This is a genomic window from Methylibium sp. Pch-M (genome assembly GCF_004136295.1).
Classification (GTDB): domain Bacteria; phylum Pseudomonadota; class Gammaproteobacteria; order Burkholderiales; family Burkholderiaceae_C; genus Methylibium; species Methylibium petroleiphilum.
This window is the reverse complement of the sequence record NZ_CP029606.1, coordinates 748,437-773,222: the sequence shown is the minus strand read 5'-3', so window position 1 is coordinate 773,222 and position 24,786 is coordinate 748,437. Positions and strand designations below refer to the sequence as shown.

The following is a 24,786-nucleotide window of genomic DNA, read 5'->3' as shown; positions in this document are numbered from 1 at the left end:
GGTGGCTGGCGACCGCCTGGTCTGGGAGCGCGACGGCCTCGATTGGCCGCACCGTGAGGCGAGCCGCTTCGTCCAGGCCGGCGGGCTGCGCTGGCATGTGCAGCGCTTCGGCGCGGCGCACCGGCCCGCCGTGCTGCTGCTCCACGGTACCGGGTCGTCCTCCCATTCGTGGCGCGGTCTGGCGCCGTTGCTGGCCGCGGACTTCAGCGTGCTGAGCTGCGATCTCCCGGGACATGGTTTTACCGACATGCCGCCGGCCTGGCAGCTGTCGCTGCCGGGCATGGCGCAGGCGGTCGGCGCCTTGCTGGCCGCGCTCGACAGTCCGCCGCGGCTTGCGATCGGCCATTCGGCAGGCGCTGCGATCGCGGCCCGCATGTGCCTCGACGAGCACATGGCGCCGGCCGCACTGGTCAGCCTCAACGGGGCCTTCCTGCCGCTGGGCGGGTTGGCCGGCCAACTGTTCTCTCCAGCGGCCAAGCTGATGGCGATGACGCCGCTGGTGCCGCAGCTTTTCGCCTGGCGCGCCGGCGACGCCTCGGTCGTCCAGCGGCTGATCGACGGCACCGGCTCGACGCTCGATGCCGAGGGCGTGGCGCTCTATGGCCGGCTGGTGCGCAGCCCGGGGCATGCCGCCGCCGCGCTGGGCATGATGGCGCATTGGGACCTCAAGCCGATGCAGCGGGATCTGCCCCGGCTGCGGCCCGCGCTGACGCTGGTGGCCGCCGGCAACGACCGCACGATCCCGCCCGATCACGCGCGGCGCGTGCAGGCGCTGCTGCCGTCGGCACAGCGCATCGACCTGCCTGGGCTCGGGCATCTGGCGCACGAGGAGCGGCCCGCGGAGGTGGCCGAACGGGTGCTGCGGGTCGCGCGCGAGCAGCGCGTCGTCCGTCAGGACGGCTGAGCCGTCGGGCTCCCTGGTCACCGACGGCAGGCGCCGTGCGTCGACCGGGTCGGGCGGCGGCAGGGAAGCGCCGGGGTTGTCATATAAACATGACACTCATACTATTGTTAAATGTTGACACTTCCGCTGTCCGGCACGCTGCCACTGCCGGCATGGCGCGGGCCCCGGGCTCGGCCGCACGCCGTCGTCATCGGCAGCGGCTTCGGCGGGTTGGCCGCCGCGGTGCGACTGGGGGCGCGAGGCTACCGGGTCAGCGTGCTCGAGAAGCTCGACGCGCCCGGCGGCCGGGCCTATGTGCACCGCCAGGACGGCTTCACCTTCGATGCCGGACCGACCGTGATCACCGCGCCCTTCCTGCTCGAGGAGCTGTGGAGCCTGTGCGGCCGGCGCCTCGCCGAGGACATCGACCTGCGCCCGGTCTCGCCGTTCTATCGCATCCGCTTCGACGACGGCGCGAGCTTCGATTACAGCGGCGATGCCGCCGCGATGCGCGCCGAGATCGCCCGCTTTTCGCCAGGCGATGTGGCCGGCTACGAGCGCTTTCTCTCCGCCAGCGAAGCGATCTACAAGGTCGGCTTCGAGCAGCTCGGCCACGTGCCCTTCGACAGCTGGACCGACATGGCGCGCGTGCTGCCCGAACTGCTGAAGCTCGAGGGCTACCGCTCGGTCCATGCGCTGGCCTGCAAGCACGTGCAGGACGAGCGGCTGCGCGTGGTGCTGACCTTCCAGTCGCTGTTGGTGGGCGGCAATCCCTTCGCCACCACCTCGATCTACTGCCTGATCGCCTTCCTCGAGCGGCGCTTCGGCGTGCACTTCGCGATGGGCGGCACCGGCAGCCTGGTGCAGGGCCTGGTGGGCCTGATCGAGGGGCAGGGCGGCAGCGTGCGTTGCAACCAGCCGGTGGCGCAGATCCTCGTGGAGCGCAAGCGCGCCTGCGGCGTGCGCCTCGCGTCCGGCCAGGAGATCGCCGCCGACGTGGTGGTCTCCAACGCCGATTCGGCCTGGACCTACCGCCACCTGCTGGCGCCGGAGCACCGCCGCCGCTGGACCGACCGGCGCATCGAGAATGCGCGCTATTCGATGAGCCTGTTCGTCTGGTACTTCGGCACACGCCGTCAGTACCCCGAGGTCGCGCACCACACCATCGCCCTCGGCCCGCGATACCGTGAGCTGCTGGGCGACATCTTCGACCGCAAGCTGCTGGCCGAGGACTTCAGCCTCTACCTGCACCGGCCCACGGCGACCGACCCCTCGCTCGCGCCGCCGGGCTGCGATGCCTTCTACGTGCTGTCGCCGGTACCCCACCTGGAGAGCGGCACCGACTGGGCCCGCCAGGCCGAGCCCTACCGGCGGGCAATCGAGCAACGCCTGGAGGCCACGCTGCTGCCGGGGCTGTCGCAGCAGGTCGTCACCTCGCGCCTGCTGACACCGCAGGACTTCCAGGACCGGTTGTCGTCGTTCCGCGGCGCGGCCTTCGGCCTGGAGCCGGTGCTTAGCCAGAGCGCCTGGTTCCGCCCGCACAACCGCAGCGAAGAGATCGACCGGCTCTACCTGGTGGGAGCCGGCACCCATCCCGGCGCCGGCCTGCCCGGCGTCCTGTCCTCGGCCCGCGTTCTCGACACGGTGGTGCCCCATGCCGATTGCCTCCCCGACATCCGATCTGCCGCGCCCGCCTGAGGTCTCGCAGCCCGCGCTCGATGCCGCGTTCGCGGCCGACATCGCGGCCTGCCGTGGACTGCTGCGCCACGGCTCGCGCAGCTTCTTCGCCGCTTCGCTGCTGCTGCCGCGCTCGCTGCGCGATCCGGCCTCGGCGCTCTATGCCTTCTGCCGGCTGGCGGACGACGCAGTCGATCTCGAGGGCGGCCCGGCCGATGCGGTCGCCGACCTGCGTGAGCGCCTCGCGTGCGCCTACGCCGGCACGCCACGGGCGCTGCCGGCCGACCGCGCGCTGGCCGTGGTGGTGGCTCGCTTCGACGTGCCGCGCGCGCTGCCGGAAGGCCTGATCGAAGGCTTCGAGTGGGACGCCCGCGGGCGACGCTACGAGACCCTGGCCGAACTGCACGACTACGCAGCCCGCGTGGCCGGCACGGTGGGCGCGATGATGGCGGTGCTGATGGGCGCGCGCTCGCCCGAGGCGGTGGCGCGTGCCTGTGACCTGGGCGTGGCGATGCAGTTGTCCAACATCGCCCGCGACGTCGGCGAGGACGCGCGCATGGGTCGGCTCTACCTGCCGCGCCAATGGCTGCGCGAGGCGGGCATCGATCCCGACGCCTGGCTGGCCCGGCCCTGCTACACGCCCGAACTCGGTGCCGTGGTGCGCCGCCTGCTGGAGGCCGCCGAGTGGCTGTACCGCCGCGTCGATGCCGGCGTGGCGCTCCTGCCTCTGTCGTGTCGCCCCGGCATCAACGCGGCGCGCTTCCTGTACCGCGACATCGGCCTTGAAGTGGCGCGGCGCGGGCTGGACTCGGTGACCGCGCGGGCCACGGTGGCGCCCTCGCGCAAGGCCTGGCTGCTGCTGCAGGCGCTGCTCCGGTTGTGGCCGGCACGCGCCGCGACACCGCTGGCGCCGCTGGCCGCGACGCGCCATCTCGTCGAGGCGGTGGCCCCGGCCGCAGCCCGTGTCGCGCCGGTCGGGGGCCTCGAGGCGCGCGCGGTCTGGCTGATCGACCTGTTCGAGCGCCTGGAGCGCCGCGAGCAACTGCAGTACGGCCCATCGTCTTGCGGCACTGCGCCGCCTTGACGCGCATGGACGGGGCGACGCTCGGCCTGCTCGAGGGCCTGCTGGTGTTCGGCGGCGTGCTCGGCTTCGGCGTCTGGCAGCTCGTCTCGGTGCGCCGTTCGCTGGCGCGTGACCGGCGTCGGCAGGCCGCGGCCACGGCGCACGACGACCGAGATCCCGAGCCGCGCGCGCCGCCCGGGCCACCACCCTGAGCGGCCTGCCCGGCCTCAGCGGCGGGTGCGCGGCATGCGGAATGGCAGCATCGCCTGCACCCAGCCACTGCGGAACCGGGCGAGCGACAGGCTCTCGTGCACCGCGACCGCGGCCTCGCCGAGCAGGCGGGTGTCGAGCAGCGAGCGGGCGTAGAACGGCGTGTCCTCCAGGGTCTTCACGATGCGTGTGGCGGCGGGCGCGTCGCTGTGCGTGCCGCGCGCGATGCGCCACAGCCGGGTGGCCGGTAGCGGCGCCTGTGGCGGCAAGGTGAAGGAGGGCAGTGCTTCGCCTGTGGGGCTGAACTGCAGCGCCAGCGCGTGCGGCGAACCATCGCTGCGCAGCACGTCGTACAGCACGGCGGTGCGGCCGTCGGCCAGCGTGGCGCGGCACCAGTCCCAGCGCTCGAAGTCCCGCTCCAGCGGCCGCTCGCCGGCGTTGTGGTCGAGGTAGCCGGTGCCGTTCCAGCGCAGCGCCGGGTGGCTGAGCGCGACCTCGACGCGCGCCCGCGGCGCGATCGGGCCCCAGCGGTGGCGACCGGCCGCGTCGAGCGTGTGCACGGCGTCGGTCAGCGCGGCCGGGTGCACGCGCACGTGGCCGCGGATGCGCGACAGGAAGGGCGCGCAGACCTCGTCGAGACGGATCGTCAGCGTGTCGTCGTGCCAGGTCATCGCGCTCGGGCCGATCTGCAGCGAGGCTCGATCACGCGCGAGCCGGCCGCCGCCGCGTTCGGTCATCGCCCAGCGCTTGCCGGCCGCGCCATAGAGCGCGACGTTCATCGCGCAGTGCTGCTGCGCATCGGCCGCGCCCCCGGGCGCACGCCGCCGCGCCCAGGCGTAGTAGGGCGAGAACACGCTGCCGATGAAGCCGATCAGCGTGAGGCCATGCCGGCCGTCATCGCTCAGCGCGTCGACATACCACCAGGCATAGCCGCCGGGCGGGACCACGCCGTCGAACCGCGGACCGCCGCGCGGTCCTGCAGCACGCTCGACGCCGCCAGCCGGCCCGACAGTGCCGCCATCGGCACGCCCGGACCCGGGTGCGTGCCACCTCCCGCGAGGTAGAGGCCCGGCATCCGGCTGCGCGACCCGGGTCGCGTGAACGAGGCCCTCCAACCGTGGGAGGCCGGGCCATAGAGCGCGCCGCCGGTCCCCGGGAACAGGCGCTCGAAGTCGCTCGGCGTCGTCGTCACGCGCTGCAGCGGGTTCAGCTCCACGTGCAGGCCGCAGCGCGCCAGCGTCTCGAAGCTCTTCTGTTCGCATCGCGTGATCTCCTGGGCGGTGAGGGGTCGCCGGTCGGCCGTCGGTGGGGCATTGACGAGGCACAGCAGGCGTTCGGCGCCGCGCTCGCCGGCCGCGTCGGTATGGGCATCGCCGCGGTCCTGCGCGCACACGTAGACCGTCGGTGAAGCCGGCAGGCGTGCGTGGGTGAACAGGTCGTCGAACTCGGCGCGGTAGTCGCCGGAAAAGAACACGGTGTGGCGATGCAGCGGAAACCCCCGCGTCCGCGCCACGAGGTTCCAGGTCAGTGCCGACAGCGAGCGCGCCGACGCCGCCGGCGGCCGCACCGCGCGCACTGCGCCGTCGCCCAGGTGGCCGGCTGCGAGTGCGCCAGGGTCGCCGTTGAACACCACCGCCGCAGCGTCGATCTGCCGGCCGTCGGCGAGTCGCACACCGCAGGCTCGTCCGTCGCGGATCAGCAGTTCGGACACCGCGGCGTCGTAGTGGAAGCGCGCACCGCGGCGCTGGGCCAGCCCGGCGACGGCCACTGCGACGCGGTGCATGCCGCCATCGACGCTCCACACACCGTCCTGTTCGACATGGGCCACCAGCATCAGCGTGGCCGGCGCGAGAAAGGGCGACGCGCCGCAGTAGGTGGCATAGCGGCCGAACAGCTGCCGCAGCCGCGGATCGCGGAAGTGATCGCCGAGCGCGCCCCACAAGGTAGAGAACGGCGAGATCCGCGCCAGCTCCGGCAGCCCGCGCAGCCCGGCGCGTGCCACCAGGCCCCAGGGCGTCGGCCGGCTGCCGCGCAGGAACGGCCCTTCGAGCGCGGCGTAGACGCGGCGCGCCCGCGCGCAGAACGCGCGGTAGGCGCGGGCCTCGGCGGCACCGGCGAAGCGGCCGATCGCCTCGGCCGATCGCTCGACATCGGCGTACAGGTCGAGCTGCTCGTCGGCGTTCCAGGCGTGGCGGGCCAGCACCGTCAGCGGACGCAGCGTCAGGTGGTCGGCCAGGCGCTCACCCACGTGGTCGAGCAGTTCCTCGAACACCCAGCGCATCGTGAAGACCGTCGGCCCGGCATCCATGCGGGCGCCGTGCTCGCCCACCTCGCGCATCTTGCCGCCGGGCGCCGGGCCGCGCTCGACGACGACGACCTCGAGCCCCCGGTGCGCCATCTCCAGCGCGCAGGTCAGGCCGCCGATGCCGGCACCGATCACCACCACCCGCTCGCTTTGCATCGTGGTCCCCCGAGCAAGGTCTGTTGACGCATCGACTTGATGTGTCTACATTGATTGACACATTAAATTGACATGTTTAATGTACATCTTGCCTGACACCGTGCACCGTCCATGGAGAACCACGATGAAGCCGATCACACGCATTGAGCAATCTCTGGCGGCAGCGCTCGCTACCGGCGAGCAGGAGGGCTGCCCGCTGAAGCTCGCCGGCGCGATCCGGCACGCGGTGTTTCCCGGCGGCGCGCGGATCCGCCCGCAGCTCTGCCTGGCGGTGGCGCAGGCCTGCGGCGACGACGACCCCGGCCTCAGCGAGGCCGCGGCGGTGTCGATCGAGCTGCTGCACTGTGCGTCGCTGGTCCACGACGACCTGCCATGCTTCGACGATGCGGCGACGCGGCGCGGGCGGGCCTCGGTGCACTTCGCGTTCGGCGAAAGCCTGGCGGTGCTGGCTGGCGACGCCCTGATCGTGCTGGCCTTCCAGGCGCTGTCGGAGGGCGCCGTGCGCTCGCCGCAGCGGCTCGCGCCGCTGCTGGCCACGATCGCCCGCGGCGTGGGCATGCCCAGCGGCATCGTGGCCGGGCAGGCCTGGGAGTGCGAGCCGCGCGTCTCGCTGGCCCAGTACCAGCGCGCCAAGACCGGCGCGCTGTTCGTGGCGGCCACGATGGCCGGGGCCCAGGCCTGCGGCGTCGAGCCGGAGCCCTGGCGGGCGCTCGGCGACTGCCTCGGCGAGGCTTACCAGGTGGCCGACGACATCCGCGATGTCGCGGCGGATCCCGACCTGCTCGGCAAGCCCATGGGCCGGGACGCCGCGCTCTGCCGCCCCAGCGCCGCCGGCCAGCTCGGGCTCGACGGCGCGGTGCGGCTGTTCGACGCGCTGGTCGAGCGGGCCATCGCCGCGATCCCGCCCTGTCCGGGCGCGGCGCAGCTGCGTGCGCTGGTGCGGGCCGAGGCCGAGCGGCTGGTGCCGCAGTCCCTGAGCGGCGAACTGGTGCGCGTGGCCGCCTGATCCGCTCCGGCTCGGCGCGTGCCGGCCGGGCCGTGTGGACAACCCCGATCGGCACGCCACTGCGATGCAAGCGCTCGACAGCGCCCCCGCGGCCCGGCCGCTGACGCGCAGCGCGGGCTGGCGCGACCGTTGGCTGGCACACCGCGACGCGCTGCTCGCCAGCCCGCGCTTCCGGCGCTGGGCGGCGGCGTTCCCGTTCACGCGTGGCACGGCGCGGCGACGCGCCCGTGCGCTGTTCGATCTGGTGGCCGGCTTCGTCTACTCCCAGGTGCTGCTCGCGTGCGTGCGGCTGCGCGTGTTCGATGTGCTGGCCGAGGGGCCGCAGGACGCTCCGGCACTGGCGGTCCGACTCGGCCTGACCGAGGAGGCCGTCGAACGCCTGCTGGACGCCGCGGTGTCGCTCGGTCTTGCCGAACGGCGGCGCGGCGGCCGCTACGGCCTGGGGCCACTGGGCGCACCGATGGTCGGCAACGCTGCGCTCGCCGCGATGGTCGAGCACCATGCTGCGCTGTACGCCGATCTGGCCGACCCGGTCGCGCTGCTGCGGGGCGACGACCGCCGTTCCGGGTGTCTCTCGCGCTACTGGTCCTATGCCGCGACCGCCACGCCGGGTGCGGCAGGAGCCGCCGACGTGGCCGACTACTCCGCGCTCATGGCCGCCTCGCAGCCGATGGTGGCCGAACAGATCCTCGACGCCTATCCGCTGGCGCGCCACCACTGCCTGCTCGACGTCGGCGGCGGCGAGGGCGCCTTCCTCGCACAGGCGGCGCAGCGGGCGCCGCAGCTGCGGCTGATGCTGTTCGACCTGCCGGCGGTCGCGGCGCGCGCGCGCGCGCGCCTCGCGGCGCAGGGATTGAGCGAGCGCTCGGTGGTGGCGGGAGGCGACTTCCGGGTCGACCCGCTGCCGACCGGCGCCGACATCGCCACGCTCATTCGCGTCGTCCACGACCACGACGACGCCCAGGCGCTGGCGCTGCTGAAGGCGGTGCGCCGTGCGCTGCCGGCGCATGGCTGCCTGCTGCTGGCCGAGCCGATGGCCGGTACGCCGGGACAGGAACCGATGGGCGATGCCTATTTCGGCTTCTACCTGCTGGCGATGGGCCAGGGCCGGCCGCGCACCGCCGTGCGACTGACGCAGATGCTCGAGGCGGCGGGCTTCGTCCGGATCCGCGTGCTGCCGACGCGCATGCCCCTGCAGGCCAGCCTGATCCTGGCGCGGCCTGGCGTGTCAGGTTCGCCTGCGGAGATGATGTAAATCACGCTTGACACGTTTATGAGTAAGCATAAGATGACACAAACACCTGTCAACGAGTCCGAGATGTCGCTACCCCTCCCCAGCCCTGCGCCCGGCGCGGCCCCGCGATCGACCCCGGGAGGGCTTGCGTGAACGCCCTCGCCGTCGTGCTCGAGCAGCCCGAGCAACTCGCGCTGAGCCGGCTCGACCTCGAGGCGGCGACCGAGGACGACGTGGTGGTCGACATCGAATGGAGCGGCATCAGCACCGGCACCGAGAAGCTGCTGTGGTTCGGCCGCATGCCGGCCTTCCCGGGCATGGGCTATCCGCTGGTGCCGGGTTATGAATCGGTGGGGCGCATCAGCGCAGCGGGTGCGCGCTCGGGCGGGCGGCTCGGCGGGCGCGTGTTCGTACCGGGCGCTCGCTGCTTCGGCGACGTGCGCGGCCTGTTCGGTGGTGCCGCGTCGCGCGTGGTCGTGCCGGGCGCGCGTGCGCTGCCGATCGCCGAATCGCTCGGTGAGCAGGGCGTGCTGCTGGCGCTGGCGGCGACCGCGCACCACGCGATCCTGGCCGAGGGCTGCCGACTGCCCGAACTGATCGTCGGCCACGGCGTGCTGGGCCGGATGATCGCGCGGCTCGCGGTGCTGGCCGGCGGCGCGCCGGTGGTGTGGGACACCGACGCGGCGCGGCGCGACGGCGCGGACGGTTATGCCGTCGTCGACCCGGCCGATGACCCGCGGCGCGACTACCGCTGCATCTGCGACGTGAGCGGCGATGCCGCGCTGCTCGACACGCTGATCGCGCGCCTCGCCCCCGGCGGCGAGGTGGTGCTGGCCGGCTTCTACGACACCCTGACGTTCAGCTTCCCTCCGGCCTTCATGCGCGAGGCGCGGCTGCGCGTCGCCTCGCAGTGGCAGCCGGCCGACCTGCAGGCCGCCAAGGCGCTGGCCGAGTCGGGACAGCTGTCGCTGGGCGGCCTGATCACCCACCGTGCCGAACCGGGCGATGCCGACGCCGCCTACCGCACCGCGTTCGGCGATCCGGCGTGTCTGAAGATGATCCTCGACTGGAGAGCCTGCTCATGAGCACTGCCGTACCGAGCGCCGCCGCCAAGGCCACGCCGATCACGCTGATGATGAAGGACCTGCGCGCCGAGGCCGCGATCGAGCCCGACGCGCCGCTCACCTCGCCCGCGGCCAAGACCACGCAGATCATCGCGATCTACGGCAAGGGCGGCATCGGCAAGAGCTTCACGCTCGCCAACCTCAGCTACATGATGGCGCAGCAGGGCAAGAAGGTGCTGCTGATCGGCTGCGACCCGAAGAGCGACACCACCAGCCTGCTGTTCGGCGGCAAGGCCTGCCCGACCATCATCGAGACCAGCTCGAAGAAGAAGCTCGCTGGCGAGGCGGTGCAGATCGGCGACGTCTGCTTCAAGCGCGACGGCGTCTACGCGATGGAACTCGGCGGCCCCGAGGTGGGCCGCGGCTGCGGCGGGCGCGGGATCATCCACGGCTTCGAACTGCTCGAGAAGCTCGGCTTCCACGAGTGGGGCTTCGACTACGTGCTGCTCGACTTCCTGGGCGACGTGGTGTGCGGTGGCTTCGGCCTGCCGATCGCGCGCGACATGTGCCAGAAGGTCATCGTCGTCGCCAGCAACGACCTGCAGTCGCTGTACGTCGCCAACAACGTCTGCAGCGCGGTCGAGTACTTCCGCAAGCTCGGCGGCAACGTCGGCGTGGCCGGCATGGTGATCAACCGCGACGACGGCACTGGCGAGGCGGCGAAGTTCGCCGAGAACGTGGGCATCCCGGTGCTCTCGACCATCCCCGCCAACGACGACATCCGCCGCAAGAGTGCCAGCTACGAAATCATCGGCCGGCCCGGCTCCGACTGGGGCCCGATGTTTGCCGAGCTGGCCGAGAACGTCGGCAACTCCGCGCCGATGCGGCCGAAGCCCATGACACAGGACCAGCTGCTCGGCCTGTTCTCGGCCGACAGCGTGGGCCGCAACGTCGTGCTCGAGCCGGCCACGCAGTTCGACATGTGCGGCAAGACCGAGGTCAAGAAGGAGACCCTCGAAGTGGTCTACGACGACGTCTGAGCAAGCAGCCCCATGAGCGCCGTCATTCCTCCCATCGTCGTCGCGCCGACCTCCGGTGCGAAGACTGCCCTCGAAGGCGACGGGATGGGTTGCCATGCCGGCGGCGAGACCCTGCTCGCGGCGGCCCGGTCGGCCGGCAAGAGCGCGGTGCTCGACCAGTACGCCAGGGACTACCCGCGCGACCCCCGGGCCGGCCCGCACGACCAGCCGCAGAGCATGTGCCCGGCCTTCGGTTCGCTGCGCGTCGGGCTGCGCATGCGCCGCACGATGACCCTCCTGTCGGGCTCGGCGTGCTGCGTCTACGGCCTGACCTTCACGTCGCACTTCTACGGCGCGCGCCGCAGCGTCGGCTACGTGCCCTTCAACAGCGAAAGCCTGGTGACCGGCAAGCTGTTCGAGGACATCCGCGACGCCGTGCACCAGCAGGCCGATCCGGCCAAGTACGACGCCATCGTCGTCATCAACCTGTGCGTGCCGACGGCCAGCGGGGTGCCGCTGCAGATCCTGCCGAAGGAGATCAACGGCGTGCGCATCATCGGCATCGACGTGCCCGGCTTCGGCGTGCCGACACACGCGGAGGCCAAGGACGTGCTGGCCGGCGCGATGCTGCGCTATGCGCGCAGCGAGGTGCAGGCCGGGCCGGTGCAGGCGCCCCGGGCAGGGCGCTCGGAGAAGCCCACGGTCACGCTGCTCGGCGAGATGTTCCCGGCCGACCCGATGGTGATCGGCGCGCTGCTCGAGCCGATGGGCCTGGCCGCCGGGCCCGTGGTGCCGACGCGCGAATGGCGCGAGCTCTATGCGGCGCTCGACGGCGCAGCGGTCGCGGCGATCCACCCGTTCTACACCGCCAGCCTCCGCGAGTTCGAGGCCGCGGGCCGGCCCGTCGTCGGCTCGGCGCCGGTGGGCCACGACGGCACCGAAGCCTGGCTGCAGGCCGTCGGCAGCGCACTGAACATCGCGCAGGACAGGATCGACGCCGCCAAGAACCGCTTCCTACCGGTCATCAAGGCGGTGCTGGGCAAGACGCCGATCCGCGGCCGCATCACGCTGAGCGGCTACGAGGGCTCGGAGCTGCTGGTGGGTCGCCTGCTGGTGGAGAGCGGTGCGGACCTGCGCTACGTCGGCACCGCCTGCCCGCGCACCGCGTGGAGCGACGCCGACCGCCAGTGGCTCGAGGCGCATGGCGTGCAGGTGCAGTACCGCGCCTCGCTGGAGCAGGACCTGGCGGCGATGGCCGAGTTCCAGCCCGACCTCGCGATCGGTACCACGCCGATCGTGCAGGCGGCCAAGCAGCAGTCGATCCCGGCGCTGTACTTCACCAACCTGATCTCCGCCCGCCCGCTGATGGGGCCGGCCGGCGCCGGCTCACTGGCCCAGGTGATCAACGCCGCGATCGGCAACAAGGCGCGCTTCGACGAGATGAAGGAGTTCTTCGGCAACGCCGGCGCACAGCACACCGCCGGCGTCTGGGAGCCGTCTCAGGGCGTGCCCCAGGACAACGCCGCCTTCAAGGCCGATCACCGTCGCCAGATGGCGAAGATGGCCAAGAAGCGCAAGGCCGAGGAAATGATATGACCCCCCCCATTGCGTCTTCGGCACTCCCCCCCGGGGGAGCCACGCCGGCGGACCGGCGGAGCCGGACCCGCGGCGTGTGCTCGGCAGGTCGCGCACCGGCAGGGCGGGGGGCATCGTCATGCTAGTTCTCGATCACGATCGTGCGGGCGGCTACTGGGGCGCGGTGTACGTCTTCACCGCGATCAAGGGCCTGCAGGTCATCATCGACGGCCCGGTCGGCTGCGAGAACCTGCCGGTGACCAGCGTCCTGCACTACACCGATGCGCTGCCGCCGCACGAGCTGCCGATCGTCGTCACCGGTCTGGCCGAGGAGCAGCTGGGCCGCGAGGGCACCGAGGGCTCGATGAAGCGCGCGCATGCGACGCTGGATCCCGACCTGCCGTCGGTGGTGGTCACCGGCTCGATCGCCGAGATGATCGGCGGCGGCGTGACGCCCGAGGGCACCGGCATCCTGCGCTTCCTGCCGCGCACCATCGACGAGGACCAGTGGCAGTGCGCGAACCGCGCGATGTTCTGGCTCTGGAGCGAGTACGGTCTGAAGAAGGTGCCGGCCCGCACGCCGTTCGCCGATCGGCCCCCCGGAGAGAAGCCGCGCGTCAACCTGATCGGCCCGAGCTACGGGACGTTCAACTCGCCCAGCGACCTGGCCGAGATCCGCCGTCTGGTGCAGGGCATCGGCGCCGAGGTGAACATGGTGTTCCCGCTCGGCAGTCACCTGGCCGACGTGTCGCGGCTGGTCGAGGCCGACGTCAACATCTGCATGTACCGCGAGTTCGGCCGCATGCTCTGCGAGGCGCTGGAGCGGCCCTACCTGCAGGCGCCGATCGGCCTGCACAGCACCACCAAGTTCCTGCGCACGCTGGGCGAACTGCTGCACCTCGATCCCGAGCCCTTCATCGAGCGCGAGAAGCACACCACCATCAAGCCCATCTGGGACCTGTGGCGATCGGTCACGCAGGACTTCTTCGGCACCGCGAGCTTCGCGATCGTCGCGAACGAGACCTACAGCCGCGGCGTGAAGCACTTCCTCGCCGACGAGCTGGGCCTGCCGTGCAACTTTGCCGTGGCCCGCAAGCCGGGCGAGAAGACCGACAACGAAGCGGTCCGCAAGCTCGTGCGCGAGCAGCCGCCGCTGGTGATGTACGGCAGCTACAACGAGCGCATGTACCTCGCCGAGGGCGGCGGGGGCGGGGGAGGGGGCTCGCCGATGCGTGCCAGCTTCATCCCGGCCTCGTTCCCGCTGCCGATCATCCGGCGCCACACCGGCACGCCCTTCATGGGCTATGCGGGCGCGACCTACCTGCTGCAGGAGTTCTGCAACGCGCTGTTCGACGCGCTGTTCCACATCCTGCCGCTGGGCAGCGAGATGGACCGGGTGGACCCGACGCCAGCGCGGCTCGGCCAGGGCGAGGCCCGACCCTGGGACGACGACGCGCAGCAGCTGCTGGGCGAGTTCGTGCAATCCGAGCCGGTGCTGGTGCAGATCTCGGCGGCGAAACGACTGCGCGATCGCGCGGAACGCGACGCGCGGCGGGCCGGCGAGGAGCGCGTCACGGCCGCCCGGGTGGTCCGCTCGCGCGACGCGCTGCGTCAGGGAGAGCCGGCATGAAGGCGGTCCTTGCCGTGGCGCGTGCGCCCTCGAAACGAAGATTGATCCGGCCGCGACGCCGGACTCCAGGATTGCCGTGGCGTGCGCCGCGGCAAGCCCCTCCGCGGGGGATGTGCGCGGTAACGGCCGTCAGGCCCTTTTGGAGGTACCACCATGGCTGACAGTAGGAGCGGCTCCCTTTCCGGACTCACGGAAACGGAAGCCAAGGAGTTTCACAGCATCTTCATGACGAGCTTCATCGTCTTCACGTTGATCGCGATCGTTGCGCACTTCCTGGTGTGGCAATGGCGTCCGTGGCTGCCGGGTGCGGGCGGCTACGCCCAGGTCCTGCACGACGCCAAGGACGTGGCCGTCGCGACGATCGCCATCGCTTTCAGTGCATAGGGAGGAATGAACATGTGGCGCTTATGGCAACTCTTCGATCCGCGCAGGACGCTGATCGCTCTCTTCACCTTCCTGTTCGTACTGGCACTGGTGATCCATTTCATCCTGCTCAGCACCGATCGCTTCAACTGGCTCGAAGGCGCTCGCAAGGCGCCGGCGGTCGCGGGCCAGATGGCTCCGATGCCGGCACCGGTGCCGGCGAAGTAGCGGCGCAGTGCGAGCCGCGGTGGACGAGGGGTGGGCCGGCGGCCCGCACCCGTCTGCCGTGAGTCGCGGCAACCCGAGGGCCACTCGACGGCGGCCTTCCGAAAGAGGATGTGACCATGGCCATGCTCAGTTTTGAACGGAAGTACCGCGTCCGCGGTGGCACGCTGACCGGCGGAGACCTCTTCGACTTCTGGGTGGGGCCGTTCTATGTCGGCTTCTTCGGCGTCACGACGGCCTTCTTCGCGCTGGTCGGTACGCTGATGATCGTGTGGGGTGCCTCGCAGGGCCCGACCTGGAACCTCTGGCAGATCAGCATCGCGCCCCCCGACCTGAAGTACGGCCTGGGCATGGCGCCGCTGATGGAGGGCGGACTGTGGCAGCTGATCACGGTGTGCGCGATCGGTGCCTTCGTGTCGTGGGCGCTGCGCGAGGTGGAGATCTGCCGCAAGCTCGGCATCGGCTACCACGTGCCGTTCGCCTTCTCGGTCGCGATCCTGGCCTACGTCACGCTGGTCGTCGTGCGGCCGGTGCTGCTGGGCGCCTGGGGACACGGCTTCCCGTACGGGATCATGAGCCACCTGGACTGGGTCTCGAACACCGGCTACCAGTACCTGCACTTCCACTACAACCCCGCGCACATGCTCGCGGTGAGCTTCTTCTTCGCGACGACCTTCGCGCTGTCGCTGCACGGCGCGCTCATCCTGTCGTCCACCAACCCGGCCCCGGGCGAGCCGGTGAAGACCGCCGAGCACGAGAACACCTTCTTCCGCGACACGATCGGCTACTCGATCGGCACGCTGGGCATCCACCGGCTCGGCCTGTTCCTCGCGCTGTCGGCCGGCTTCTGGAGCGCCGTCTGCATCGTCATCAGCGGCCCGTTCTGGACGCGCGGCTGGCCGGAGTGGTGGAGCTGGTGGCTCAACCTCCCGATCTGGCGCTGAGGCGCACGCCCTCCCGACGGAAGAACAAGAGCAGCAGGAGCAGGAGACCGACATGGCCGAGTACCAGAACATCTTCACCCGCGTGCAGGCGGTGGCGCCGGCCTATGCCGGCATTCCGCTCGCGCGCGGCAACAAGGAGCGCGAGGGGCCTCCGGCGCACGTGCACCTGCTCGGCCGCTTCGGCGATGCGCAGATCGGACCGATCTACCTGGGCTGGTTCGGCCTGGCGTCGCTCATCTGCTTCTTCATCGCCTTCGAGATCATCGGCCTGAACATGCTGGCCTCGGTGAACTGGGACCCGATCCAGTTCGTGCGCCAGCTGCCGTGGCTGGCGCTCGAGCCGCCGCCACCGCAGTACGGGCTGGAGCTGCCGCCGCTCAACCAGGGCGGCTGGTGGCTGATGGCGGGCTTCTTCCTCACCGCGTCGATCCTGCTGTGGTGGGTGCGCATGTACCGCCGCGCCCGCGCGCTCGGGATGGGCACGCACGTCGCGTGGGCCTTCGCGGCGGCGATCTGGCTGTACCTGGTGCTGGGCTTCATCCGCCCGCTGCTGATGGGCTCGTGGGGCGAGGCGGTGCCGTTCGGCATCTTCCCGCACCTCGACTGGACCGCAGCCTTCTCGATCCGCTACGGCAACCTGTTCTACAACCCCTTCCACATGCTGTCGATCGCCTTCCTGTACGGCTCGACGCTGCTGTTCGCGATGCATGGCGCGACCATCCTGGCGGTCAGCCGCTTCGGCGGTGAGCGTGAGATCGAGCAGATCGTCGATCGCGGCACCGCCTCCGAGCGCGCCGCGCTGTTCTGGCGCTGGACCATGGGCTTCAACGCCACGATGGAGTCCATCCACCGCTGGGCCTGGTGGTTCGCGGTGCTGTGCCCGCTGTGCGGCGGTATCGGCATCCTGCTGACCGGCACCGTGGTCGACAACTGGTACCTGTGGGCCGTGAAGCACCATGTCGCGCCCGTCTACCCGATGGTCTTCACGCCGGTCGTGGACCCGTCCTTGCTGCAGGGAGTGAAGCCATGAGACGTGCCACCCACACCTCGCTGGCGCTCGCGCTGGCGGCTCTGCTGATGCTCGGCGGCTGCGAGCGGCCGCCGGTCGACAGCGTGCAGCACGGCTACCGCGGCACCGGCATGGACCAGCTCTACAACCCGCGCACCCTGGAGGCTCAGGCGGCGGCCAACCAGGTGCCGGAGCCGTTGCCGGCGGTCAGCGCGGAGGGGCCGCGTGCCAAGGACGTGTTCAAGAACGTTCAGGTGCTCGGCGACAGCAGCGTCGCGGAGTTCACACGCACCATGGCCGCGATGACCGCCTGGGTGGCGCCGGAGCAGGGCTGTGTCTACTGCCACGCCGCCGGCAAGGACCTGTCGGAAGATGCGCTGTACACCAAGGTCGTCGCCCGCAAGATGCTGGAGATGACGCGCCACATCAACACCGACTTCAAGTCGCACGTGGCCGACACCGGCGTCACCTGCTTCACCTGCCACCGCGGTCAACCGGTGCCGGCGCAGACCTGGTTCAGCGCGCCGCCGCACCGGCAGACGGCCGGCATGGTGGGCGACGATGCGGGACAGAACAGCCCCGCGAAGACGGTCGGGCTGACGTCGCTCCCCTACGACCCGTTCACGGCCTACCTGTCGCAGGCGGCCGACATCCGCGTGGTGGGCAGCACGCCGCTGCCCTCGGGGAACCGGAAGTCCATCAAGCAGACCGAGGGCACCTACGGGTTGATGGTCCACATGTCTGAGTCGCTGGGCGTCAACTGCACCTACTGCCACAACAGCCGCTCGTTCTCGACCTGGGACCAGAGCACGCCGCAGCGCATGACGGCATGGCACGGCATCCGCATGGCGCGCGACCTGAACGTGAGCTACCTCGAGCCGCTGACCTCGGTGTTCCCGGCCGCGCGCAACGGGCCGACCGGCGACGTGGCCAAGATCAACTGCTCCACCTGCCACCAGGGCGCCTACAAGCCGCTCTACGGTGCAAGCCTGCTGAAGGATCACCCAGAACTCGTCGGCGGCACCCGGGTGTCGGTCGCCGCACCGGCCGCGGCCGGCGCCACCGCCGTGCAGAGTGCCGTGCTGTTCTTCGACGTGGGTTCCTCGTCGCTGGCCGGCGACGCGGAGACGACGCTGGCGCCCGTGATCCGGGCGCTGCAGTCGAGCCCCGATGCGAAGGCGGTGCTGTCGGGCTACCACTCGGCCGCCGGCACGCTGTCGCAGAACCAGGGGCTCGCGAAGCAGCGGGCCTTCGCGGTGCGCGACGCGCTGAAGGCGGCCGGCATCGCCGACGACCGCATCGTGCTCGAGAAGCCGCAATCGGCCGAGGCCAACCTGGCGGGAGAGGATCCGGCGGCGCGACGTGTGGAGGTCGCGCTCCGCTGAGTTTCCGGAGGTGAAAGGGCAACGCACTTCACCGGACTCGGGCGGCCTGCGGGCCGCCCGTTTTTTCAGGGCACCACCGGGTCTCCCCGAGACCTCTCTATGATCGGGGCACGTCCTCCGATGGAGCTGCCTCTTGAGTGTGACCCTGGCCGAGCGCCTGAGAAGCGAGACCCGGGCGCAGCACGTTGAACTGGAACGCAGCGCCCTGATGCAGCAACTGCTGCGAGGCCGCATGCCGCAGCCGACCTACTGCGCCCTGCTGCGCAACCTGCACCCGATCTACCAGGCGCTCGAAGCCGGGCTCGCGGCCTGTGCGTCCCATCCCGGCGTCGCGCCGGTCTGCTCGCCCGCGCTGTGGCGCGAGCCCGCGCTGCGCGCGGACCTGGACCTGCTGCACGGGACCGACTGGCCGCGCGACATCGCGATGCAATCGTCTGCCGCAGCGTACGCGCGGCGTCTGGCCGCACTCGTCGAAGGGCAACCCGAGCGGCTGGTGGGGCACGCCTATGTACGCTATCTCGGCGACCTGAGCGGGGGTCAGGTGCTGGCGCGCATCGTCTCGGAGCAACTCGGTCTGCGCAGCGGCGAGGGCGTGCGCTTCTATGACTTCGGCCGTTTCGACGAGGCTGCCGCGCTCAAGCAGCGTTTCCGCGCCGGCCTCGAAGCCGTTGCGGCCACCGAAGCCGATGCGGATGCGGTGATCGACGAGGCGCGGCGCGCCTTCGCAATGCATGCGGAGTTGTTCGACCAGCTCCATGCGGGGGCCTCGACCCGTGCGGCCGACGGGCCGGTCTCCTGAAGACCGTCAGGGCCCGCCGAAGCGGCGGATGAGCCCGTAGAGCGAGGCCGCGCGCCGTGTCGAGGCCTCGAGCTCCTCGAGCAGCGGCGCGACCGACGGCGAGGCATTGCCGTCGGCGATGTCCATCGCGGCGAGGCTGGCATTCGCGAAGATCGCGTTGATCAGTTCGTCGGAATCGCTCGACGCGCGCGACGGCGTGCCGGCGTCGTTGTCGCCGCGTGTCAGCGATTGTTCGAGGTGGCGCCGCGCCGCCTCGGCGCGCTGGCTCTCGGTGAGGTCGGCAAAGATCAGGAAATAGCCCAGCACCGAACCGTCTCGGGCCGGCACCACCTCCGCGCGGACGGCCACCGCGCGGGTGCGGCCCGCGCCCAGGTCGAGCGCGAGTTCGCCGCGCCACGGCTGGCGCTCCAGCACGAGCGTGTTCAGGACCGAGCGCACCATCTTCGGCTCGGTGAACAGCGTGGCCATTTCGTCGAGCGAGGGCTGCGACTCGCGGGGGCGGCCGGCGAGCTCGAAGAAGGCGTCGTTGGCGAACAGCGCACGGCGCGCGGCGTCGGCCACGACGATCGGCTCCTTCGAGTGCTCGACCGTGCTGCGGATCTGCGTGAGCTGGTGTTCGGCGATCAGCAGCCGCACGGCGTTGATCTGCACGATGATGTCGATCAGCGAATGGCCGAACGCCCGCGCCAGCGCCTGCTCGCCGGTCGACCACGGCAGCGCGGTGCCGCGCACGATCTCCGACCAGGCCGCGAACGAGCGCCGTGGCGACAGCTCCATCGGGTCGTTGCCGACCACCGGCTTGGACGGGTCGCCGGCCCAGGTGACCGACAGCAGCTGTTCCTTGCGGAACCACATCAGGTAGTCGGGCCGCGAGGTCGACAGCTTGATCGCCAGCACACCGCTGGCCGTGGGGGTGAGGGAGTCGAGCGCCGGGTTCTCCCGCGTGACCGAGGAGCAGCTGAACAGGCCGTCTTCGAAGGTCTGGCCGTCGACCCACTCCATCAGCGCGCGCAGTTCCGGCGTCGACGGCGCCTCGCCCGAACTCAGCACCTCGCCCTCGTAGAACAGCGCGGCGGCGGTCGCGTCCAGCGGCTGCAGCAGCGTGCGGGGATTGCGGAACAGCGCCAGCCGCCAGTCGCCCTCGGTGGAGGTGGCCTCGACCAGCCGCTGCTCGAGCCGCCGCACCTGGATGGCCACCTGGGCGTGCGCATAGTTCTCGATCGCGGCGATGCGGGTGGAGATCACCTCGGTCATCAGGTCGGCCGCCGCACGCACCGCGAACCGCAGGTTGCGCGGTGCGTAGTGGTGGCAGGCGATCAGCCCCCACAGCCGCCCCTCGCGCACCAGCGAGACCACCAGCGTCGCGGTCACGCCCATGTTCTTCAGGTACTGCAGATGGAGCGGCGACATGCTGCGCAGGTAGGACATCGACATGTCGAGCTCGTCGTCCGAGCCTGCCGGCCGGCGCGGCAGCAGCGGCGCCGGCTCGTAGTGCACGTCGACCAGCACCCGCAGGCGGTTGCGCAGGTAGAGCTGCCGGGCGCGCTGCGGGATGTCGGAGGCCGGGTAGTGGTGGCCCAGCAGCGATTCGAGCCGCGGGTCACGGGCCTCCGCGATGATCTTGCCGTGGCCGTCGGGGTCGAACTTGTAGACCATGCAGCGGTCGTAGCCGACCAGGTCGCGGAAGCTGCGCACCGCGGCATCGGCCAGCGTACCGATGGTCGAGGCGGCGCTGAAGCGCTCGATCGCGCCGCTCAGCTGCTTGAGCAGCCGCTCGCTGTCGATGTCGACCATCTCGGCACCGCCGCGCGGGGGATACGCCGGCTCCACCTCCACCAGCAGGCCGACGCCAGCGACGCGGTGGACCGCGCCCTCGAACTCTTCGGTGTCACCGCCCACCTGCACCCGGCAACGCAGCGGCGCGGGTTCGGCGAGGTCGGACGCTGCGGCGAGCGTGCGCACCTGTTGCTCGATGTCGCCACCCAGCTCGCGCAGCGCCTGGCCCTGCAGGCTCCAGGCCGGCGTGCCGATCAGCTGCTCGGCATTGCCGCTCAGCTGCGTGATCCGCAGCTGCGGTTCGCTCAGCACCAGCAGCAGCCCGTGCGGCTGGATCGAGCCGGCGAGGTGGATCAGCTCACGCTCGCAGTTCGTGAGGTCGGCCTGGCCGAAGGCGGGGCTGTTGGCCACTAGCCTGCCTCCGGCGGGCGGTCGGACTTCGGCGGGCGCGCGGCCGTGCCGGCCTGGCGGCGATGCCGCAGGGCCAGGCTGCGGCGGCTCACCTGCAGCAACCCGGCTGCGGCGGCAGCGTCGCCGCCGGACCGCTCCAGGGCCGCGGTGATCAGATAGCGCTCGGCCAGCACGCCGGCCTGGCGCATCAGCTCCGGCAGCGGCACATCGCCGAGCGACCGCGCCAGCGCCTCGACCCCGGCCTGCAGGCCGTCGACCGGCGGCTGCGGTGCCGGTGGTGCGGCCACGGCGTCGGAGGCGATGCGGTGCAGCGTGAAGCCAATGCACTCCTGGTCGCCTTCGGCCAGCAGCGCCGCGGCGATCTCGACCCGGACCAGCGGCGCCCCGCCCGACACCTGCACCCCTTGCGGACTGCGCGTGAGGCCGTGACTGCGGGCGCGCTGGATCAGCGTGGCCAGGTCGGCGGGCGACAACGCCAGCCATTCGAGCAGCGAGCGGCCTTTCAGCTCGGCTTCCGCGCGCAGGCCCACCAGCTTCAGGAAGGCCGGGTTGGCCATCTGGATGCGGCCGCTGGGATCGGTGATGACCACGCCCTCGGAGAGCTGGTCCACGAGGCGGACCAGCGTGGCGTCGAGCGCCTGCGCGGCCGCCGGCGGCGCGTCGACGGTGCGCACCCGCACCAGCAGGCGCATCTGATCGTCGGCCCGGAACGGCGTGGCGGCCACACTGGCCGCGGTGACCTTGCCGGCCAGCCGCGCGCGGATCTCGGACGGCCGGCCGCTGGTGCGCGCGGTCGTCAGCAGTTCCTCGACGGCGGGGCGCGAACGGTGCTCGAAGCCGAACACCGCCGCGCGGCCCACGAGCTGCTCGATGCCGAGGTCGAACAGGGTGGCCGCAGCCTGGTTGGCTTCGAGGATGGCGAGACTGGCGGCGTCGACCACCACCACCGCATCGGTCGCCACCTGAAACAGCAACCGATAGCGGCTCTCGGCCTGCCGCGTGGCCCAGTAGCCGCGCTCCAGGTCGCGCTGCGCGTCGATGAATCGCTGCTGGATCGCGGCGATGGCGCGCAGGTCGCGTCCCACCGCCAGCACCGGCCCGTGCTCGCCCAGCCGCACCGCGGTGTAGGCCACCGGGATGTTCTCGCCGCCGGCCGATGGATGGTTGACCTCGCGGCGCCGCGCCAACCCGGTGGCACTCACCTCGCTGAGCAGCTTGTCGATCTTGGTGCGGGTGTCGCCGGTGACGGTGTCGATCCAGGCCCGGCCGACCCAGTCGTGAGCGGTGAGCTCCAGCGGCACGGCGCCGCCATGCGCGACCTTGCGGATCACGCCCTGCTCGTCGATCACGAGGGCGATGTCGCTGGCCAGAGACACGAAGGTTTCGGCCAGCTCCGGTGCCCACGGAGACAAGGGCCCGAGGTCGGGCAGGTCGCCCTTGGCGGAACTCAAGCTGCCAGTCCTCCAGGCCAGGATCTCATCGTTTTCCCATTCGTTCCGGCCTGCGAGCGGTGTGCGCAGCCGCGTCTTGCCGAGGCGACGGTCGCCGCACGCCGCCGGCTCTGCCGCGGGCGGACCTTAGCGTACCTGACAGGGGCGCGCCAGTGGGGAAACGGAGGGCCGGACTCAGACCGGCTTGCCGCCGACCTCGACCGCGGCGCGCGAACGCAGTGCCCAGTTCCACAGGGTCTCGGACGGCAGCGGCAGCACCAGGAACCAGTGCTCCAGCACCGCCAGCGACAGCAGCGTGCCGGCGAAGGTGAGCGCGGTCCGCTCGAAGCCGCCGATGCCGGCGGTGAAGGCGGCCTCCCAGATCAGCCAGGCGCCGGCGGTGGCGAGCAGCACCGACACCGGAAACAGCGCGTTCATCGGCCGGCGCCGGAAATAGGTCTGCAGGTACTTCAGGTGCGCCGGCAGGAAGTTCTCGTTCAGGTTGCGCACGCCGAGGAAGACGTTGAGCTTGGCGCTCTGCCGCATGGCCCACAGGATCATGAAGGTCCACAGGCCGGTCTGGTTCGGCCGCTCCCAGGTGGCCGCCACGACCGCCAGCGCCAGCGCCGCCAGCGCCAGCTCGTGGTGCTGCAGCGCACGCAGCGCACGGCGTGTGCGCGGCCAGCCCGTCAGTCCCTCGGGACAGGGCTCGCGCAGCGGGCCGGTCACGTAGCCGAGCAGGAAGGCCACCTCCTGCCAGGCCCACACCACCAGGCCGCAGAAGAAGGCGAGGTAGGCGCCGGTGACGCGTGTGTCGTCGCCCGACGTGACCAGGCCCGCGAGCGCCAGCGCCAGCAGCACGGTGGCCACCAGCAGGGTCCACTTGAAGGTGTGGCGCGGCAGCCCGTCGAGGTAGAGGATCAACCCGGTGCTGAACCACCAGACGAACACCGTGAACAGCACGGGCAGCGCGTACGAGGCCATCGCGGGGCGTCCCGGCGTTCAGTGCAGCGGCTGGTGCCGGCGACCGCTCACCACGCCGGCGCGACGCGGACGTTCTGCGGCAGCGTGTTCGGCCGGGCCGGCAGGCAGTACAGCCGCAGGAAGGTGGCGCCCGCCGCGAGGCCGATGCCCAGGCGTCGGACGCCGCCGACCAGCCCCCCCTGCGCGCGCGCGGCCTCGCCGGCCAGCGAGAGCCGGCGCAGCCGCTCCAGGCCGGCATGGAAGCGTGGGTCGTCGAGCTTGAGCGTCAGCGGGAACACCTGCTGGGTGATCTGCGACGTGATGCGGAACACCTCGAAGTCGTAGGCGGTCGGGTCCATGCCGAGCGCAGCATGCATCTCCGGGCGCGTGTGGTCGCGCACGTACATGGTCGCGAACACCGCCAGCACGAAGAAGCGGATCCACAGCTTGTTCACGCCGGTCAGCAGCTTGGGGTTCGCGCGCAGCAGCAGCGCGAAGGCCTCGCCGTGGCGGAACTCGTCGTTGCACCACTTCTCGAACCACTTGAAGATCGGGTGGAAGCACAGCTCGGGGCGGCGCTCGATCTGCCGGTAGATCGCGATGTAGCGCGCATAGCCGATCTTCTCGGACAGGTAGGTTGCGTAGAAGATGAACTTCGGCCGGAAGTAGGTGGTCTTCTTCGCACGTGCCAGGAAGCCCAGGTCGACACCGATCCCGAAGTCCTTCAGCCACTGGTTGATGAACCCCGCATGTCGCGACTCGTCGCGCGCCATGTAGCCGAACAGCTCCTTCATGTCGGCGTTGGCCACGTGCTTCCTGATCTCGGCATAGAGCACGCAGCCGGAGAACTCCGAGGTCACCGAACTGATCAGGAAGTCCTTGAACTCCCGGTACAGCGCCGGCGGCAGCTCGGCGTAGTTGCCCACCATCTCGGGCGGGCGCTGGAAGTGGTCGGTGTTGGCGTCGGCGCGGAACTCGCCCATCAGCGCATCCCACTGCGCACGGATCGGCTCGACGTCGATGCGGTCCATCGCTGCGAAATCGGTGGTGTAGAAGCGCGGCGTCAGCAGGGTGTCCTGCAGCGCGGTGCTGGTGGCCTCGTTCGGCGCGGTCGGGGGCAGGGCGGTGGCCGGCGTGGACATGGGGCAACTCCTTCTTCTCGAGATGGGTGCGGTGCAGCGGAGGGCTCAGCGTTCCGCGGTCGGGGCCGCCATCAGCTGCGCGAATGCCGCGGCGTTGCTCGGACCGAACGATCCGAGGTCGACGCGACGGCCGGTGCCGGGGTCTTCCAGCGTCAGCCGCCCGTCGGTCCGACCGAGCATGCGGAACGGCAGCGCGGGGCTCACGCCCTGGCGCTTGCGCTCGCGCGCCAGGCCGCGCATCGTGCCGCGCAGGAAGCCGTTGCTGCCGGGGGCCACGGTCTCGACGACGCGGCCGCTGGCCGGATCGAGCACCGCGATGCTGCCATCGGCGCGGTCCTCGAAGCGGAACTCGCGTACCGACATGGCCGGCGCGTCCTGCACGTGGATCACGCCGATGCCGGTGAGCCGCACGAAGCTCACCGACACCAGCACGGCGGCGACCATCGCGCCGATCGCGATCAACGGGCCGCGCGGCAGGGCGTCGCCATGCGCTGGGGATGTGGACGACGACATGGCG

Annotated in this window: 23 protein-coding genes; 16 read left to right on the top strand and 7 right to left on the bottom strand. The window is 71.2% G+C overall.

The window, feature by feature from the left end; all coding sequences use genetic code 11:
- Position 1 precedes the first annotated feature (1 nt).
- The 4 genes from bchO (at position 2) to C1M51_RS03640 (ending at position 3,835) form a co-directional block, all read left to right on the top strand.
- Positions 2–904 carry an alpha/beta fold hydrolase BchO gene (gene bchO / locus C1M51_RS03655; protein ID WP_129448278.1) on the top strand — a complete coding sequence of 301 codons (903 nt, stop codon included), beginning with the start codon at positions 2–4 and terminating at the stop codon, positions 902–904.
- A 111-nt stretch (positions 905–1,015) separates the two neighbouring features.
- The gene (locus tag C1M51_RS03650; protein ID WP_129448277.1) at positions 1,016–2,581 is read left to right on the top strand and encodes a phytoene desaturase; all 1,566 of its coding nucleotides are present in this window, start codon (positions 1,016–1,018) and stop codon (positions 2,579–2,581) included.
- A complete protein-coding gene (locus C1M51_RS03645) occupies positions 2,538–3,644 on the top strand; it encodes a phytoene/squalene synthase family protein (protein WP_129448276.1) in 1,107 nt (368 codons plus the stop codon). Before C1M51_RS03650 ends, C1M51_RS03645 begins: the two co-directional genes overlap by 44 nt.
- 5 nt (positions 3,645–3,649) lie before the next feature.
- Positions 3,650–3,835, top strand: coding sequence for a hypothetical protein (locus C1M51_RS03640; protein WP_129452078.1), 186 nt, complete (start codon positions 3,650–3,652; stop codon positions 3,833–3,835).
- A 15-nt stretch (positions 3,836–3,850) separates the two neighbouring features.
- Here C1M51_RS03640 and C1M51_RS03635 read toward each other — a convergent pair whose 3' ends face one another.
- Both C1M51_RS03635 and crtD read right to left on the bottom strand, forming a co-directional pair.
- Positions 3,851–4,780, bottom strand: a complete 930-nt coding sequence (locus C1M51_RS03635) for a carotenoid 1,2-hydratase (RefSeq protein WP_129448275.1) — start codon at positions 4,778–4,780, stop codon at positions 3,851–3,853.
- Positions 4,735–6,294, bottom strand: coding sequence for a 1-hydroxycarotenoid 3,4-desaturase CrtD (gene crtD / locus C1M51_RS03630; RefSeq protein WP_129448274.1), 1,560 nt, complete (start codon positions 6,292–6,294; stop codon positions 4,735–4,737). The genes C1M51_RS03635 and crtD overlap by 46 nt, the downstream gene beginning before the upstream one ends.
- Before the next feature lie 124 nt (positions 6,295–6,418).
- Between crtD and C1M51_RS03625 the strand changes: the two genes are divergently transcribed.
- The 12 genes from C1M51_RS03625 to C1M51_RS03570 all read left to right on the top strand — a co-directional run bounded on the left by C1M51_RS03625 (position 6,419) and on the right by C1M51_RS03570 (position 18,547).
- A complete protein-coding gene (locus C1M51_RS03625; RefSeq protein ID WP_129448273.1) occupies positions 6,419–7,300 on the top strand; it encodes a polyprenyl synthetase family protein in 882 nt (293 codons plus the stop codon).
- A gap of 64 nt (positions 7,301–7,364) precedes the next feature.
- A complete protein-coding gene (locus tag C1M51_RS03620) occupies positions 7,365–8,555 on the top strand; it encodes a methyltransferase (protein ID WP_129448272.1) in 1,191 nt (396 codons plus the stop codon).
- A 128-nt stretch (positions 8,556–8,683) separates the two neighbouring features.
- Complete coding sequence (gene bchC / locus C1M51_RS03615; protein ID WP_129448271.1) at positions 8,684–9,619, top strand: chlorophyll synthesis pathway protein BchC; 936 nt, start codon at positions 8,684–8,686, stop codon at positions 9,617–9,619.
- Positions 9,616–10,638 carry a chlorophyllide a reductase iron protein subunit X gene (locus tag C1M51_RS03610; RefSeq protein WP_207207793.1) on the top strand — a complete coding sequence of 341 codons (1,023 nt, stop codon included), beginning with the start codon at positions 9,616–9,618 and terminating at the stop codon, positions 10,636–10,638. Before bchC ends, C1M51_RS03610 begins: the two co-directional genes overlap by 4 nt.
- A 12-nt stretch (positions 10,639–10,650) precedes the next feature.
- Entirely contained in the window at positions 10,651–12,213 is a 1,563-nt protein-coding gene (gene bchY / locus C1M51_RS03605) for a chlorophyllide a reductase subunit Y (RefSeq protein WP_129448270.1), read from the top strand.
- 118 nt (positions 12,214–12,331) lie between these two features.
- A complete protein-coding gene (gene bchZ / locus C1M51_RS03600; RefSeq protein WP_129448269.1) occupies positions 12,332–13,822 on the top strand; it encodes a chlorophyllide a reductase subunit Z in 1,491 nt (496 codons plus the stop codon).
- A gap of 153 nt (positions 13,823–13,975) precedes the next feature.
- Entirely contained in the window at positions 13,976–14,206 is a 231-nt protein-coding gene (gene pufB / locus C1M51_RS03595) for a light-harvesting antenna LH1, beta subunit (protein WP_082535825.1), read from the top strand.
- 6 nt (positions 14,207–14,212) lie between these two features.
- Entirely contained in the window at positions 14,213–14,413 is a 201-nt protein-coding gene (gene pufA / locus C1M51_RS03590) for a light-harvesting antenna LH1, alpha subunit (protein WP_242499957.1), read from the top strand.
- Between the two features lie 116 nt (positions 14,414–14,529).
- The gene (gene pufL / locus C1M51_RS03585) at positions 14,530–15,354 is read left to right on the top strand and encodes a photosynthetic reaction center subunit L (protein WP_056315588.1); all 825 of its coding nucleotides are present in this window, start codon (positions 14,530–14,532) and stop codon (positions 15,352–15,354) included.
- Positions 15,355–15,406: 52 nt separating this feature from the next.
- The gene (gene pufM / locus C1M51_RS03580; protein WP_129448268.1) at positions 15,407–16,384 is read left to right on the top strand and encodes a photosynthetic reaction center subunit M; all 978 of its coding nucleotides are present in this window, start codon (positions 15,407–15,409) and stop codon (positions 16,382–16,384) included.
- A complete protein-coding gene (gene pufC / locus C1M51_RS03575; protein ID WP_129448267.1) occupies positions 16,381–17,748 on the top strand; it encodes a photosynthetic reaction center cytochrome PufC in 1,368 nt (455 codons plus the stop codon). Before pufM ends, pufC begins: the two co-directional genes overlap by 4 nt.
- A gap of 139 nt (positions 17,749–17,887) precedes the next feature.
- Positions 17,888–18,547: a heme oxygenase (biliverdin-producing) gene (locus tag C1M51_RS03570; protein WP_242500029.1), complete on the top strand. Its 660-nt coding sequence runs from the start codon at positions 17,888–17,890 to the stop codon at positions 18,545–18,547.
- Positions 18,548–18,553: 6 nt separating this feature from the next.
- Here the strand turns inward: C1M51_RS03570 and C1M51_RS03565 are convergent, their stop codons facing one another.
- The 5 genes from C1M51_RS03565 to puhC form a co-directional block, all read right to left on the bottom strand.
- Positions 18,554–20,734, bottom strand: a complete 2,181-nt coding sequence (locus C1M51_RS03565; protein ID WP_129448265.1) for a PAS domain-containing sensor histidine kinase — start codon at positions 20,732–20,734, stop codon at positions 18,554–18,556.
- Complete coding sequence (gene ppsR / locus C1M51_RS03560) at positions 20,734–22,185, bottom strand: transcriptional regulator PpsR (protein ID WP_165349646.1); 1,452 nt, start codon at positions 22,183–22,185, stop codon at positions 20,734–20,736. Before ppsR ends, C1M51_RS03565 begins: the two co-directional genes overlap by 1 nt.
- A 174-nt stretch (positions 22,186–22,359) precedes the next feature.
- On the bottom strand, positions 22,360–23,148 hold the full coding sequence (gene puhE / locus C1M51_RS03555; RefSeq protein WP_129448263.1) for a putative photosynthetic complex assembly protein PuhE: 789 nt from the start codon (positions 23,146–23,148) through the stop codon (positions 22,360–22,362).
- 47 nt (positions 23,149–23,195) lie between these two features.
- Complete coding sequence (gene acsF / locus C1M51_RS03550) at positions 23,196–24,269, bottom strand: magnesium-protoporphyrin IX monomethyl ester (oxidative) cyclase (RefSeq protein WP_129448262.1); 1,074 nt, start codon at positions 24,267–24,269, stop codon at positions 23,196–23,198.
- 45 nt (positions 24,270–24,314) lie between these two features.
- Positions 24,315–24,782, bottom strand: a complete 468-nt coding sequence (gene puhC, locus C1M51_RS03545) for a photosynthetic complex assembly protein PuhC (RefSeq protein ID WP_129448261.1) — start codon at positions 24,780–24,782, stop codon at positions 24,315–24,317.
- Between the last annotated feature and the right edge of the window lie 4 nt (positions 24,783–24,786).

Bases quoted from the DNA above. Each gene is read 5' to 3' on its own strand.
- C1M51_RS03610 (WP_207207793.1), top strand. From the start codon at position 9,616: ATGAGCACTGCCGTACCGAGCGCCGCCGCCAAGGCCACGCCGATCACG.
- bchY (WP_129448270.1), top strand. From the start codon at position 10,651: ATGAGCGCCGTCATTCCTCCCATCGTCGTCGCGCCGACCTCCGGTGCG.
- pufA (WP_242499957.1), top strand. From the start codon at position 14,213: ATGAACATGTGGCGCTTATGGCAACTCTTCGATCCGCGCAGGACGCTG.
- puhC (WP_129448261.1), bottom strand. From the start codon at position 24,782: ATGTCGTCGTCCACATCCCCAGCGCATGGCGACGCCCTGCCGCGCGGC.
- pufL (WP_056315588.1), top strand. From the start codon at position 14,530: ATGGCCATGCTCAGTTTTGAACGGAAGTACCGCGTCCGCGGTGGCACG.
- acsF (WP_129448262.1), bottom strand. From the start codon at position 24,269: ATGTCCACGCCGGCCACCGCCCTGCCCCCGACCGCGCCGAACGAGGCC.
- pufM (WP_129448268.1), top strand. From the start codon at position 15,407: ATGGCCGAGTACCAGAACATCTTCACCCGCGTGCAGGCGGTGGCGCCG.
- C1M51_RS03640 (WP_129452078.1), top strand. From the start codon at position 3,650: ATGGACGGGGCGACGCTCGGCCTGCTCGAGGGCCTGCTGGTGTTCGGC.
- C1M51_RS03620 (WP_129448272.1), top strand. From the start codon at position 7,365: ATGCAAGCGCTCGACAGCGCCCCCGCGGCCCGGCCGCTGACGCGCAGC.
- C1M51_RS03645 (WP_129448276.1), top strand. From the start codon at position 2,538: ATGCCGATTGCCTCCCCGACATCCGATCTGCCGCGCCCGCCTGAGGTC.
- pufC (WP_129448267.1), top strand. From the start codon at position 16,381: ATGAGACGTGCCACCCACACCTCGCTGGCGCTCGCGCTGGCGGCTCTG.
- C1M51_RS03650 (WP_129448277.1), top strand. From the start codon at position 1,016: ATGTTGACACTTCCGCTGTCCGGCACGCTGCCACTGCCGGCATGGCGC.
- pufB (WP_082535825.1), top strand. From the start codon at position 13,976: ATGGCTGACAGTAGGAGCGGCTCCCTTTCCGGACTCACGGAAACGGAA.
- C1M51_RS03625 (WP_129448273.1), top strand. From the start codon at position 6,419: ATGAAGCCGATCACACGCATTGAGCAATCTCTGGCGGCAGCGCTCGCT.
- bchZ (WP_129448269.1), top strand. From the start codon at position 12,332: ATGCTAGTTCTCGATCACGATCGTGCGGGCGGCTACTGGGGCGCGGTG.
- crtD (WP_129448274.1), bottom strand. From the start codon at position 6,294: ATGCAAAGCGAGCGGGTGGTGGTGATCGGTGCCGGCATCGGCGGCCTG.
- puhE (WP_129448263.1), bottom strand. From the start codon at position 23,148: ATGGCCTCGTACGCGCTGCCCGTGCTGTTCACGGTGTTCGTCTGGTGG.